The organism is Microbacterium salitolerans (assembly GCF_019720895.1).
Lineage (GTDB): Bacteria > Actinomycetota > Actinomycetes > Actinomycetales > Microbacteriaceae > Microbacterium.
On the sequence record NZ_JAHKSH010000004.1, the window covers coordinates 457,680 to 471,629 of the forward strand.

Annotated in this window: 13 protein-coding genes; 9 read left to right on the forward strand and 4 right to left on the reverse strand. The window is 67.6% G+C overall.

Annotated elements, in window-relative coordinates; translation table 11 throughout:
• Positions 1-39: 39 nt before the first annotated feature.
• The 3 genes from KOL93_RS11560 to KOL93_RS11570 all read right to left on the reverse strand — a co-directional run bounded on the left by KOL93_RS11560 (position 40) and on the right by KOL93_RS11570 (position 4,103).
• On the reverse strand, positions 40-1,554 hold the full coding sequence (locus tag KOL93_RS11560; RefSeq protein WP_221585504.1) for an ABC transporter ATP-binding protein: 1,515 nt from the start codon (positions 1,552-1,554) through the stop codon (positions 40-42).
• A gap of 142 nt (positions 1,555-1,696) precedes the next feature.
• Positions 1,697-2,812 (reverse strand): BMP family lipoprotein, encoded by a 1,116-nt coding sequence (locus KOL93_RS11565; RefSeq protein ID WP_221585505.1) that lies wholly within the window; start codon positions 2,810-2,812, stop codon positions 1,697-1,699.
• Positions 2,813-2,990: 178 nt separating this feature from the next.
• Positions 2,991-4,103 carry a mannose-1-phosphate guanylyltransferase gene (locus tag KOL93_RS11570; protein WP_221585506.1) on the reverse strand — a complete coding sequence of 371 codons (1,113 nt, stop codon included), beginning with the start codon at positions 4,101-4,103 and terminating at the stop codon, positions 2,991-2,993.
• Between the two features lie 221 nt (positions 4,104-4,324).
• Between KOL93_RS11570 and sdhC the strand changes: the two genes are divergently transcribed.
• The 9 genes from sdhC to pstB all read left to right on the forward strand — a co-directional run bounded on the left by sdhC (position 4,325) and on the right by pstB (position 13,059).
• Positions 4,325-4,759, forward strand: coding sequence for a succinate dehydrogenase, cytochrome b556 subunit (gene sdhC / locus KOL93_RS11575; protein WP_221585507.1), 435 nt, complete (start codon positions 4,325-4,327; stop codon positions 4,757-4,759).
• Positions 4,759-5,202, forward strand: coding sequence for a succinate dehydrogenase hydrophobic membrane anchor subunit (locus KOL93_RS11580; RefSeq protein WP_221585508.1), 444 nt, complete (start codon positions 4,759-4,761; stop codon positions 5,200-5,202). The genes sdhC and KOL93_RS11580 overlap by 1 nt, the downstream gene beginning before the upstream one ends.
• 26 nt (positions 5,203-5,228) lie before the next feature.
• Entirely contained in the window at positions 5,229-7,055 is a 1,827-nt protein-coding gene (sdhA, locus tag KOL93_RS11585; protein ID WP_221585509.1) for a succinate dehydrogenase flavoprotein subunit, read from the forward strand.
• Complete coding sequence (locus tag KOL93_RS11590; RefSeq protein ID WP_221585510.1) at positions 7,055-7,813, forward strand: succinate dehydrogenase iron-sulfur subunit; 759 nt, start codon at positions 7,055-7,057, stop codon at positions 7,811-7,813. The genes sdhA and KOL93_RS11590 overlap by 1 nt, the downstream gene beginning before the upstream one ends.
• Positions 7,814-7,889: 76 nt before the next feature.
• Positions 7,890-8,771: an exodeoxyribonuclease III gene (locus tag KOL93_RS11595; RefSeq protein ID WP_221585511.1), complete on the forward strand. Its 882-nt coding sequence runs from the start codon at positions 7,890-7,892 to the stop codon at positions 8,769-8,771.
• Positions 8,772-8,902: 131 nt separating this feature from the next.
• Positions 8,903-10,003: a phosphate ABC transporter substrate-binding protein PstS gene (locus KOL93_RS11600; protein WP_221585512.1), complete on the forward strand. Its 1,101-nt coding sequence runs from the start codon at positions 8,903-8,905 to the stop codon at positions 10,001-10,003.
• A 135-nt stretch (positions 10,004-10,138) separates the two neighbouring features.
• Entirely contained in the window at positions 10,139-11,131 is a 993-nt protein-coding gene (gene pstC / locus KOL93_RS11605) for a phosphate ABC transporter permease subunit PstC (protein WP_221585513.1), read from the forward strand.
• Between the two features lies 1 nt (position 11,132).
• Complete coding sequence (gene pstA / locus KOL93_RS11610) at positions 11,133-12,230, forward strand: phosphate ABC transporter permease PstA (RefSeq protein ID WP_221585514.1); 1,098 nt, start codon at positions 11,133-11,135, stop codon at positions 12,228-12,230.
• Positions 12,231-12,279: 49 nt separating this feature from the next.
• Positions 12,280-13,059, forward strand: a complete 780-nt coding sequence (gene pstB / locus KOL93_RS11615) for a phosphate ABC transporter ATP-binding protein PstB (protein ID WP_221585515.1) — start codon at positions 12,280-12,282, stop codon at positions 13,057-13,059.
• A gap of 180 nt (positions 13,060-13,239) precedes the next feature.
• On the opposite strand, the gene KOL93_RS11620 is transcribed toward pstB, so the two are convergent.
• Positions 13,240-13,941, reverse strand: coding sequence for an alpha/beta hydrolase (locus KOL93_RS11620; RefSeq protein ID WP_308291626.1), 702 nt, complete (start codon positions 13,939-13,941; stop codon positions 13,240-13,242).
• Positions 13,942-13,950: the final 9 nt, after the last annotated feature.

A 13,950-nucleotide genomic window follows, 5' to 3' on the forward strand; every position in this document is an offset into this window, starting at 1 on the left:
TGGCGCGCGGGGCCTCCGCGGGGGTGTCGGTCTGCGCGCTCACGCGGCGTCCTCCTCGATGTCGGCGCCGGCCATCATGAGACCGAGCGTGTCGCGCGGGGTGTCGCCGGGGACGATGCCGACGATCTCGCCGCGGTACATGACGGCGATGCGATCGGCGAGCGCGACGACCTCGTCGAGCTCGGTCGACACCACGATGACCGCGAGTCCCTCGTCGCGCGCGGCGACGATGCGACTGTGGATGAACTCGATCGACCCGACGTCGACGCCGCGCGTCGGCTGCGCGGCGATCAGGAGCTTGATGTCGCGGTTCATCTCGCGCGCGACGACGACCTTCTGCTGGTTCCCGCCCGACAACGTGCCCGCCGCCACGTGCGGCCCCTGGGCACGGATGTCGAACTCCTCGATGCGCTCGCGGGCGAAGGCGTCCATCACGCGGCGCTGCAGCGTGCCGCCACGGGAGAACTCCCCCGTGTCCGTGCGGTCGAGGATGAGGTTCTCGGAGATCGTCATCGTGCCGACGAGCCCTTCGATCGTGCGGTCCTCCGGCACGAAGCCGACGCCCGCCTCGAGGATCGTGTGCACGCTCCGTCCGCGCAGCTCCGTCCCGTCGAGGCGGATGGATCCGCTGACGTGCGCCTCGAGGCCCATGAGCGCCTCGGTCAGCTCGGTCTGGCCGTTGCCCTGGACGCCCGCGACGGCCAGGATCTCGCCGGGTCGCACATCGAAGCTCACGCCGTCGACCATGATGATGCCGTGCTCGTCGCGCACCCGCAGGTCGGTCACGCTGAGGCCGCCCTCCTTCGGCTGCGCGGGCTCCTTGTGCACCGTGAGCTCGACCGCGCGCCCCACCATCAGGCTCGCGAGCTCGGCGTTGCTCGAGGTCGGGGCCGCCTCCCCCACGACGGCGCCGCGACGGATGACCGTGATCCGGTCGGCGACCTCGCGCACCTCGCGCAGCTTGTGGGTGATGAAGACGATGCCCTTGCCCTCTTCCCGCAGCTGACGCATCATCGCCATCAGCTCGTCGGTCTCCTGCGGCGTGAGCACGGCCGTCGGCTCATCGAACACGAGCACCTCGGCGTCGCGCGAGAGGGCCTTGATGATCTCGACGCGCTGCTGCACGCCGACCGGGAGGTCCTCGACGATCGCGTCCGGATCCACGTGGAAGCCGAAGCGCTCGGCGATCCGCGTGACCTGGTCGCGCGCGCGTCCGAGGTCGAGCGCGCCGATCTTCGTCGTGATCTCGTGACCGAGGGCGACGTTCTCGGCCACAGTGAACACGGGGATCAGCATGAAGTGCTGATGCACCATGCCGATGCCGGCGTCCATCGCGTCGCCTGGCCCCCGGAAGTGGCGGGTCGCGCCGTCGATGAGGATCTCGCCCTCGTCGGCCTGGTAGAGGCCGTACAGGACGTTCATGAGCGTGGACTTGCCTGCGCCGTTCTCGCCGAGGAGTGCGTGGATCTCTCCCGGTTCGACCGTGAGGTCGATGCGATCGTTGGCGACGAGGCTTCCGAACCGCTTGGTGATGCCGCGGAGCTCGAGCTTCATGGGGTCAACCTAACCTGAGGGCCTGACAGGGCGACAGAGGTGTCTGTGAACGTCGGCGCCGCGCACGACGCTCGGGGCGACCGGATCCTCATCCGGTCGCCCCGAGCGTCGTGCTGCGGATGCCGTCAGCGCGCGGTGCGCGTCACGGCGAGTTGGGCGATTCGACCTCGATCTCGCCCGCGACGATCTGCTCCTGGAGCGCGGCGATCTCGTCGGTCAGCCCGTCGGGCAGATCGGCTTCGAAGTCGTGGAACTCGGAGAGGCCCACGCCCTCGTTTTCGAGCGTGCCGACGTACGGCGTCACGTCGAAATCGGCGCCGGCGTCGGAGGCCTCGACCGTCGCGTCGAACGTCGCCTGGTCGATCGCCTTCGTGATCGAGACGAGCGTCAGGTCGGCGTTGTCGGGCTCCTTGACAGCGAGGTCGCTGTCGACGCCGAGGATGAGCGAGTCGGGGTACGACTCGCGGATCGCGGCGATGGCCGACGTGTAGATCGGACCGCCGACCGGGAGGATGACGTCAGCGCCCTGCGAGAGCACCTGCTGCGCCGTCTGGCGCGCCGTGTCGTTGGCCTCGAAGCCGCCCGTGAAGAGGCCCTTCTGGCTCTCGGTGTCCCAGCCGACGAAGTCCACCGAGGCGTCCTTGTCCTCGTTGAACTTCTCGACGCCCAGCTGGAAGCCGTCCATGAACACCATGACCGACGGGATCTCACCGCCGCCGAAGGTGCCGACCTTGCTGACACCGGTCTGCTCCGACCACGCCGCCGCGGCGTATCCGCCGAGGTAGGCGGCCTCTGCCGTGTTGAAGACGAGGGGGCGGATGTTCGGGGCGTCGGTCTCGCCGTCGAAGTCGTTGTCGGCCCAGTCGTCGATGATCGCGTACATCACGTCGGGGTTCGCTGTCGCCGACTCGACCGTCGCCGCCGAGAGGTTGAAGCCCACCGACACGATGAAGTCGCAGCCCTGCGCCACAAGCTGATCGAGGTTGGGGCCGTAGTCGTTCGCGTTCGTCGACTCCATCTCGACGGGAGTCACGCCGAGCTCGTCCGCCGCGCGGTCCATGCCCTCCTTGGCGGACTGATTGAAGGAGCGGTCGTTCCAGCCGCCCTCATCCGAGATGAGACAGGGAAGGAAGTCGCTGGCTTCTCCGCCGTCTTCGCCACCGGTCTCCTCGGGCGCCGTGCCGCAGCCGGCGAGCAGGATCGCGGCGCTGGTGGCGGCGAGGCCGCCGAGCGCGGCGCGCTTGATCGTCTTGGTCACGCTGTGTCCTCCTGAGCGAAAGGCCCCGCCGCGCACGTGCTCCACTCGGCACGCGTCATCCGAGGCATCGTGCACACGTTACCCCTGAGACATCGAGCGATCTGCCCCGTGACCTGCGACGCAACGCGAAAGTTACAAACGCGCGCGCGAGGTCACCTGAGCCGTGCCCGGGCGCCGCTCAGAGGACGCTGTCGCGGCCGCGGTCGTGAAGGGAGCTGACCGCGCCTTTGACACGCTGCGCGTGCTCGGGGGTCGTGACGAGGAGCGCGTCCGGCGTATCGACGACGATGACGTTCTCGACCCCGATGAGCGCGACGACGCGGTCGGTCTGCGAGACGACGAGCGCCGAGGCCTCATCGTCGAGGACGTTCTCGTTCTTTCCGAGCACCGTGACCTTGCCGCGTCGACCATCGGCGATGAGCTTCCAGAGGCTCGCGAAGTCTCCGACGTCGTCCCAGTCGAACTGACCGGGGATCACGGCGAGCAGCCCCTTGTCGGCCGCCGGCTCCGCGATGGCGTAGTCGATCGCGATCTTCTTCAGCGACGGCCAGACGCGCTCGGCTACCTCGTCGCGGCGGTCCGTGTCCCACGCCGCGGCGATCTCGATGAGCCCCGCATGCAGCTCGGGCTCGTTCGCCGCGAGCTCGTCGAGGAGGACGTCGGCGCGCGAGATGAACATTCCCGCATTCCAGAGGTACGACCGGTCGGCGAAGTACGCGCGCGCCGTCTCGAGGTCGGGCTTCTCCACGAAGCGCTCCACGAGAGCGGCCAGAGGAGCGTCGTCGATCACGAGCTCCTCCCCCGTCTTGATGTAGCCGAAGCCCACGGCGGGCTCCGACGGCTGGATCCCGATCGTGGCGATGTACCCCTCCCGCGCGGCGGCGACCGCCTGCCGCACCGTGAACTCGAACACCCGCTGGCGCTTGATCACGTGATCGGCCGCGAACGATCCGATGATGACGTCGGGGTTGCGGCGGTGCAGGATCGCGGCCGCCAGGCCGATCGCGGCCGCCGAGTCCTTCTGGCTCAGCTCAATGAAGACGTTCGCGGCGGCGATGTCGGGAAGGGATTCCTCGACCGCGGCGCCGTGCGCGCGCCCCGTCACGACGCCGATGTTCTCGCTGCCCGTGAGAGGGAGCAGACGGTCCCAGGTCGTGCGCAGAAGCGAGACGCCGGATCCCGTGAGGTCGTGCAGGAACTTCGGAGACTCGGCACGCGACAGCGGCCACAGGCGCGAGCCGATGCCACCCGCGGGGATCACAGCGAAGAAGTCGTCAATCGGCTCAGCCATGCGCTCCACGCTATCCGACGGCCGGTTCGCCGCCTCGCGCGGCCAGACGGCGCGCCGTCTCCGACGGGCGTCCGGACCTGCGTTTTCTCTCGACGTCAAGAGAGTTAGGTTGCCCTTCATCGATCGACCGGTGAGCTGGGAGTATCCTGGCTGATGGTCCGATCCGCGTGCCTGCATACGCGCTCTCGTCGGATCACGACTACCGATCAGAGAGGACGATCGTGTCCGCAACTGCGCGACTGACACCCGATGTGTCCCAGACCACGTCGAAGGTTCCGCGCGGCACTCTGTACCGCGGCCGTGAGGGCATGTGGTCCTGGGTGCTGCACCGCATCACCGGCGTGGCCATCTTCTTCTTCCTTCTCGTCCACGTGCTCGACACGGCGCTCATCCGAGTGTCGCCCGAGGCGTACGACGCGGTCATCGGCACGTACAAGAACCCGATCATGGGCTTCGGCGAGGTCGTGCTCGTGGCAGGCATCGTCTACCACGCGTTCAACGGCCTCCGCGTGATCCTCATCGACTTCTGGTCGAAGGGCGCGAAGTACCACCGCCAGCTCTTCTGGGGTGTGATCGGCGTCTGGGCCGTCACGATGATCGGCTTCAGCGCGCGCCACATCCCGAACGTCCTCTCGCACATCGGAGGTGGCCACTGATGAGCACCCAGACCATCGCCGCTCCGCGCACTCCTGCGCGACGCAAGGGCTCGAACCTCGAGAAGTGGGGCTGGCTGTACATGCGCGCGTCGGGCGTCCTGCTCATCGTGCTCATCTTCGGCCACCTGTTCGTCAACCTCATGGTCGGCGACGGCATCAGTGCCCTCGACTTCGCCTTCGTCGCCGGGAAGCTCGCCAACCCGTTCTGGCAGTGGTGGGACGTCCTCATGCTGTGGCTCGCCTTCATCCACGGCGCGAACGGCATGCGCACGATCGTCAACGACTACGTGCTGAACACGACGGCTCGCGCCGTCCTCGTGTGGGTCATCGGCATCGTCGCCGCCCTCATGATCCTGCTCGGCACGCTCGTCGTGTTCACCTTCGACCCCTGCCTGGGCGTCACCGAGAGCAGCACGCTCTGGAGCGCCTGCCAGGGCGCCTGAGGCTGACGGAAGAGATTGACAGAGGAATGACTTCTCCCACGTACCCCGACGCAGAGTTCCGAGACGGCGTCTACTACCACCAGTTCGATGTCGTCATCGTCGGCGCCGGCGGCGCGGGCATGCGCGCCGCGATCGAAGCCGGCCCCGGAGCGAAGACCGCGGTCGTCACGAAGATCTACCCCACGCGATCCCACACGGGCGCGGCGCAGGGCGGCATGGCCGCGGCGCTCGCCAACGTGGAGGAGGACTCGTGGGAGTGGCACACCTTCGACACGATCAAGGGCGGCGACTACCTCGTCGACCAGGACGCCGCCGAGATCCTCGCGAAGGAGGCCATCGACGCGGTCATCGACCTCGAGAACATGGGCCTGCCCTTCAACCGCACGCCCGACGGCAAGATCGATCAGCGTCGCTTCGGCGGCCACACCCGCGATCACGGCAAGTCCCCCGTGCGCCGCGCGTGCTACGCCGCGGACCGCACGGGTCACATGATCCTGCAGACGCTGTACCAGAACTGCGTCAAGCTCGGCATCAACTTCTTCAACGAGTTCTACGCTCTCGACCTCATCACGGTGAAGGATGAGGGCGGGACGAAGGTCGCCGGCATCGTCGCGCTCGAGCTGGCGACGGGCGATCTGCACGTCTTCCAGGCGAAGTCCGTCGTGTTCGCCTCGGGCGGCTTCGGCAAGATGTTCAAGACGACGTCGAACGCGCACACCCTCACGGGCGACGGCGTCGGCATCGTCTGGCGCAAGGGACTCCCCCTCGAGGACATCGAGTTCTTCCAGTTCCATCCGACGGGCCTCGCGGGTCTCGGCATCCTCCTCACCGAGGGGGCACGAGGCGAGGGCGCGATCCTCCGCAACGCATCGGGCGAGCGCTTCATGGAGCGCTACGCTCCGACCATCAAGGACCTCGCGCCCCGAGACATCGTCGCGCGCTCGATGGTCAAGGAGGTCCTCGAGGGCCGCGGCGCCGGCCCCAACAAGGACTACGTCTACCTCGACTGCACCCACCTGGGTGCCGAGGTGCTCGAGACGAAGCTGCCCGACATCACGGAGTTCGCACGCACCTACCTCGGCGTCGACCCCGTCGTCGAGCCCGTCCCCGTCATGCCGACGGCGCACTACGCGATGGGCGGCATCCCGACGAACACCGACGGCGAGGTCCTCTCCGATAACGAGACCGTCGTCCCCGGCCTCTACGCAGCTGGCGAGTGCGCGTGCGTCTCCGTCCACGGATCCAACCGCCTCGGCACGAACTCGCTGCTCGACATCAACGTGTTCGGCAAGCGGTGCGGCACCAACGCCGTCGCCTACGCCAACGCCAACGAGTTCGTCCCCCTCCCCGAGGACCCTGCGAAGGACGTCCGCGAGATGGTCGAGCGGATCCGCTCGAACAAGGGCACCGAGCGCATCGCCGACCTGCGCAAGACGCTGCAGGACGAGATGGACAAGAACGCTCAGGTCTTCCGCACGGAGGAGACCCTGACGAACGTGCTCGGCACCATCCACGAGCTCCGCGAGCGCTACATGAACATCTACGTCGACGACAAGGGCAAGCGGTTCAACACCGACCTGCTCGAGGCGATCGAGCTCGGCTTCCTGCTCGACCTCGCCGAGATCGTCGCCTACGCCGCGCGCAACCGCAAGGAGAGCCGCGGCGGCCACATGCGCGAGGACTTCCCCGACCGCGACGACGAGAAGTACATGCAGCACACGATGGCGTACCTCACGGGCGACCGGCACTCGCCGAACCCCGAGGATCACATCACGCTCGACTGGAAGCCGGTGACGTTCACGAAGGACGACTCAGGCGAGCTCCGCTACGCACCGATGGAGAGGAAGTACTGATGGCCGACACCGCCGCTGCCGAGGCTCCTGCAGAAGAGGTCATCCAGTCCTACCTCGTCACCTTCATGGTGCGCCGATACAACCCCGAGATCGACGCCGAGCCGCGCTGGGTCGACTACGACGTCGAGATGTACCCGACCGACCGCGTCCTCGACGCGCTCCACCGCATCAAGTGGGACGTCGACGGCACGCTCGCGTTCCGCCGCTCGTGCGCGCACGGCATCTGCGGATCCGACGCGATGCGCATCAACGGCCGCAACCGCCTCGCCTGCAAGACGCTGATCAAGGACCTCGACATCTCGAAGCCCGTCTACGTCGAGGCGATCAAGGGGCTTCCCCTCGAGAAGGACCTCATCGTCGACATGGAGCCGTTCTTCGCGGCGTTCCGCGAGGTGCAGCCCTTCCTGCAGGCGAACAGCGCACCCGAGAAGGGCAAGGAGCGCTACCAGTCGATCGAGGATCGCGAGCGCTTCGACGACACCACGAAGTGCATCCTGTGCGCCGCGTGCACCTCGTCGTGCCCCGTGTTCTGGACCGATGGCCAGTACTTCGGTCCTGCCGCGATCGTCAACGCGCACCGGTTCATCTTCGACTCCCGTGACGACGAGTCGCAGGTGCGACTCGACATCCTCAACGACGCCGAGGGCGTGTGGCGCTGCCGCACGACCTTCAACTGCACCGACGCGTGCCCCCGCGGCATCGAGGTCACCAAGGCCATCGCCGAGGTGAAGCAGGCCGTCCTCAAGGGCGGTCGCTGACCTCACACACATGACGCGGCGCCGGTTCCCCTCGGGGACCGGCGCCGCGTCGTCTGCACGCCCTACCCTGGAGAGCATGACTCGCATCGCCTCCGTCAACGTCAACGGGATCCGCGCGGCCGCGCGCAAGGGAATGAACGACTGGGTCGACGCGTCCGGCGTCGACATCCTGACGATCCAGGAGGTGCGCGGCAATCGTGAGCATCTCGAGACCCTGCTGCCCGGCTGGCACGTCCTCGAACACGAGGCGCTGCAGAAGGGCCGTGCCGGCGTCGCGATCCTCTCGCGCGCAGAGCCCGTCTCCCACCGCACGGACGCGCTCGGCATCGATCCCGCCGACATGGCCGGACGCTGGCTGGAAGCCGACTTCCGCGTCGGCGGTGCCGAGATCACCGTCGTCTCCGCCTACGTCCACTCGGGCGAGGTGGACTCCCCCCGGCAGGAGCAGAAGTGGGCCTTCCTCGAGGCGATGGAGCGCCGTATGCAGGAGCTCGGCGGCGGCCTCGCTCTCGTCACGGGCGATCTGAACGTCGGCCACCGAGAGTTCGACATCAAGAACTGGAAGGGCAACGTCGCGAAGTCCGGGTACCTCGCCCGCGAACGCGCGTACCTCGATCGCTTCGTCGGCGCCAGCGGGGAGCCGGTCTCCGGTCAGCCCGGCATCGGCCGCGGCAAGGTCGGCGAGCTGAGCGACACCCGCGCGTTCAGCGCCGATCGCGTCGGACTCGGGTGGGTCGACGTGGGCCGCACGTTCGCGGGCGACGTCGAGGGCCCGTACACGTGGTGGTCCAACCGCGGACAGGCCTTCGACAACGACACCGGGTGGCGCATCGACTATCACCTCGCCTCGCCGTCGCTCGCCCCGACGGTCGAGTCGTACCGTGTCGACCGCTACCCCTCCTACGACGCGCGGTGGAGCGACCACGCTCCCGTCGTCGTCGACTACGCGCTCTCATGAAGCTCCAAGTCTCGTTAACCCAGCGTTCACCTTCCATCTGCGATCCGGACAGACGGCACGCTTACCTTCACTGAGTGTTGGGCGTCCCTCCCAGCGCCATCTCTGTCCTCCACAACGGATCGGATACTGAAGTGAAGCTCACTCGACTTTCCGGCGTCGCCGCCCTGGGCGCCGTCGCTGCCATCACCCTCGCCGGCTGCGCCGCGAACGAAGGCGGATCGCCCGCCGACGGCGCCGAAGGCGGCGACTCGGGCATCTCCGGCACCGTCGGCGCGACCGGCGCGTCGTCGCAGACCGCCGCCCAGGAGGCGTGGGTCGCCGAGTTCCAGACGGCGAACCCCGGCGCGACGATCAACTACGAGCCCACCGGCTCGGGCACTGGCCGCGACAACTTCATCGCCGGCGCCTCGAACTTCATCGGCTCGGACCGTGCGTTCGAGATGGAGGAGCTCGGCGAGTTCGCCAGCTGCGCCTCCGAGAGCATCGTCGAGGTTCCGGCCTACATCTCGCCGGTCGCCCTCGCCTTCAACCTTGAGGGCGTCGACACGCTCAACCTCGACGCCGAGACCATCGCCGGCATCTTCGCCGGCGAGATCACGACGTGGAACGACGAGGCCATCGCGTCGCTGAACGAGGGCGTCGAGCTGCCCGACACGGCGATCACGCCGGTCAACCGCTCGGACGACTCGGGCACCACCGAGACGTTCGTCGCATACATGGCCGCCACCGCTCCCGATGTCTGGGACTACGAGGTCTCGGGTGTGTGGCCGATCGACGGCACGGAGCGGGGCCAGGGCACGCAGGGCGTGCGCCAGATCATCGAGGACGGCCAGGGAACGATCGGCTACCTCGACGCATCGCAGGTTCCCGAGGAGGCCGGACAGGTCGCCGTGGGCGTCGATGGCGAGTACGTCGCATACTCGGCCGAGGCCGCATCCGCTCTGATCGAGAACTCGCCGCTCGAGGAGGGCCGTGAGGCCCAGGACCTCGTCTTCGCCGTCGACCCCGCGTCGGCGTCGGGCGGTGCGTACCCGATCGCGCTCGTGTCCTACCTCATCGGCTGCGTCGACTACGAGGACCCCGAGGTCGCCGCGCTGGTCAAGGAGTACTTCTCCTACATCATCTCGCCCGAGGGCCAGGCGACGGGAGAGGCCGCCGCGGGCAGCGCCCCGATCTCCGACAGCCTGCGCGAGCAGGCGCAGGCCGCGATCGACGCGATCGTCACGGAGTGACTCACATCTGCTCGTGATTCAGCCTTAGGCTGATCTCAGCATCGGTGCCCCTGCGCGTACCGGAACGAGGACGACCTCGCCGGCACCGTGGGGGCACCCGCATGATTCCCTGAACCACCCGAGACTTGGGAGCCCATGAGTACGTCCGAGAAGGCGCCGGCGTCCACGACGCCGCCCTCACCGCCCGCTGACAAGATCAAGGCCAAGAAGCGCCCCGGCGACATCGCCTTCTCCGGCACCGCACTCGGCGCCGGCATCATCATCCTGCTCGTCCTCGCGGCGACGGCGGTGTTCCTCATCGGACAGTCGATCCCCGCGATCACGGAGGATCCTGAAGAGAACCCGATCCTCCATGGCCAGTCCTTCTGGAGCTACGTCGGCCCGTTCATCTTCGGAACGCTGTGGTCGTCGCTCCTCGCGCTCGTCATCGCGACGCCCATCGCGATCGGGATCGCCCTCTTCATCTCGCACTACGCGCCGCGGCGCCTCGCCGCGGTCCTCGGCTATGTCATCGACCTCCTCGCCGCGGTCCCCTCGGTCGTCTTCGGCCTCTGGGGCGCGCTCTTCTTCTCGAGCTTCCTCCAGCCGTTCTACGTCTGGCTGAACTCCGTCGCCGGCGACATCCCGGTGCTGAACCTCTTCTTCGCCGGGCCGGTGTCGCCGGTCGGCCGCACGATCCTCACGGCCGCTCTCGTCCTCGCCGTGATGATCCTGCCGATCATGACCGCCATCTGCCGCGAGGTCTTCCTGCAGACGCCGAAGCTGCACGAGGAGGCGGCGCTCGCGCTCGGCGCGACGCGCTGGGAGATGATCAGGATGTCCGTGCTCCCCTTCGCCCGCGGCGGCATGGTCTCGGGCGCCATGCTCGGCCTCGGGCGCGCGCTCGGAGAGACGATGGCCGTGACGATGGTCCTCTCGGGATCGCCGATCATCCTCCTGCAGCTCCTGCAGTCGGGCAACCCGCTCACGATCCCCGCGAACATCGCGCTCAGCTTCCCCGAGGCCTATGGCACCGGAGTCAACGCGCTCATCGCGACGGGTCTGATCCTCTTCATCGTGACGTTCATCGTCAACGCCGCCGCGCGGTGGATCGTGAACCGCCGATCCGAGTTCTCGGGAGCGAACTGACATGACCACGACAACCGCACCCGAGAAGAACGTCGCCCTCACGGCCGGGCACCTCCCGAAATGGGTCCCCTGGGCCCTGTTCGCCGGATCGATGACCATCGCGGCCATCGTCTTCATCGTCGCGAATGCCAGCGGCGACATCGCCGAGTTCAACATCGCCGGAACCCTCTTCTTCGGCATGGTGCTGTACATCGCGCTCGTCCTCGTCGTCTCCGGAATCGCCGAGAGCCGCCGCCACGCGATCGACCGGCTGATGACGGCCCTCGTCGCGTTCGCGTTCGGGCTGGCCTGCCTGCCCCTCGCCTCCGTGCTCTGGACCGTCGTCTCGAGCGGCATCGCGCGCTTCGACGCCGAGTTCTTCAGCTACTCGATGCGCAACGTGCTCGATGCCGGCGGCGGCGCCGTGCACGCCATCTGGGGAACCATCATCATCACGGCCCTCGCGACCGTGATCTCGGTTCCGATCGGTCTGATGACGGCGATCTACCTCGTCGAGTACGGCGCGGGAAACCGCCTGTCGAAGGCGATCACGTTCTTCGTCGACGTCATGACGGGCATCCCCTCGATCGTCGCGGGTCTGTTCATCTACTCGGTCTTCGCGCTGATCTTCGGGCCGGGCATCCGCATGGGCATCATGGGCGCCCTGGCGCTCAGTGTGCTCATGATCCCCGTCGTCGTGCGCGGATCCGAGGAGATGCTCCGCATCGTCCCGAACGAACTGCGCGAGGCGTCGTTCGCGCTCGGCGTGCCGAAGTGGCTGACGATCATGAAGGTCGTCCTCCCCACGTCGATCGCGGGAATCACGACGTCGATCATGCTCGCGATCGCGCGCGTCATCGGCGAGACCGCTCCCCTGCTCCTCACCGCCGGATTCACGCACAACCTCATGCTCGACGCGTTCGAGTCGAACAACGGCCAGATGATGACCCTGCCGGTCTTCGCGTACACGCAGTACATGTACCCGAATGCGTCGAACCCCGATGCGTCCCTCGACCGCGCCTGGGCCGCCGCCCTCACCCTCATCGTCATCGTGATGGTGCTCAACCTGCTCGCGCGCCTCATCGCGAAGGTGTTCGCGCCGAAGATGACCGGCCGCTGACGCGCCGTCGCATACTGTTCTCGAGCCGAAAAGAAGAAGGATCCCTCAGGTGTCCAAGAGCATCGAAGTCAACGACCTCAACGTCTACTACGGCGATTTCCTCGCTGTGGAGGGCGTCAACATCGACATCCAGCCGCGTTCCGTGACGGCCTTCATCGGCCCGTCCGGCTGCGGCAAGTCCACGTTCCTCCGCACCCTCAACCGCATGCACGAGGTCATCCCCCGCGCGCGCGTCGAGGGCGAGGTCCTCATCGACGGCAAGAACCTCTACGGCTCCGACGTCGACCCGGTTCTCGTGCGTCGGCAGGTGGGCATGGTGTTCCAGCGCCCCAACCCGTTCCCCACGATGTCAATCCGCGACAATGTGCTCGCGGGCGTGAAGCTCAACAACACGCGCATGTCGAAAAGCGACCAGGAGGCCCTGGTCGAGAAGTCGCTGCGCGGCGCGAATCTCTGGAACGAGGTGAAGGACCGCCTCGAGAAGCCGGGGTCCGGTCTGTCGGGCGGTCAGCAGCAGCGTCTGTGCATCGCACGTGCGATCGCGGTCTCCCCCGACGTGATCCTCATGGACGAGCCGTGCTCGGCGCTCGACCCGATCTCGACCTTCGCGATCGAGGAGCTCATCGCCGAGATGAAGAACGAGTACACGGTTGTGATCGTCACGCACAACATGCAGCAGGCGTCGCGCGTGAGCGACAAGACGGCGTTCTTCAACATCGCCGGAACGGGCAAGCCCGGCAAGCTCATCGAGTACGACGACACGACGAAGATCTTCACGGCGCCGCAGGTCAAGGCGACGGAGGACTACGTCTCGGGTCGCTTCGGGTGATCCGCTCGCTCTGAGCGAATTCTGAGGGCCTGGGGAATGCTCCCCGGGCCCTCGTCGTTACACTGGATCGTGCCGGGTCGCAGTCAAAACCCCGGGCTCCAACACTTGCCGCTTCGAGCGGCCTTCCGCCGAGAGGCGTTTTCTGCGGCCCGGCACCTTCGTGCCTGCGCGCGCCGGCCGTCACCCGCCGACGCCGTCGAAGAGCTCGGCGACGGCCCCCTCGACGCGCGCGTTCATCTCCTCGTCGGGGATCGTCGCCTCGCCGTCGCCCGGCTGGTCGCCGTAGTCCCCGAACGATGCGTGCGCGGCCCCGTCGATCTCGTCGAACACCGCGTCGGACGGCAGCTGGTCAGCCGCCTCGGCGATCTTGTCGGGCGTCGACAGCCCGTCCTCGCTGCCGCTCAGGCTGAGGACCGGAAGGCCGGATCCCGACAGGTCCGTCGCGCAGTACGACGCGAACAGGATCAGCGCATCGGCGTCGCCTGCCAGCTGACACGAGCGCACACCTCCGAGGGAGTGGCCGCCGACAGCCCAGGTGTCGACGTCGGGCGCGAGCGCCGTGAAGTCGTCGAGCGGACGCAGGTCGAAGAACGCGAGGTTCAGCCAGGGGCGCACGATCACGACGGTCATCCCCTCGTCGCGCACGAGGTCGGCGAGCCGATTCGCGTAGGCCGCAGCGTCGACCTTGGCTCCGGGGTAGAACACGTACCCCGCCTCCGAGGCGCCGTCAGCGGGCGCCATCGTGATCGCGGCGTCGCCGTCGTCGTAGTCGATCGAGGCGTCCTCCGTGACCTCCGCGAGCGGCGCCTCCTCGGCGCCCATCACCCCGACCTGGCTCCAGATGACCAGGGCGACGGCTCCGCCGACGATCAGCGCGCCCACGATCGAACC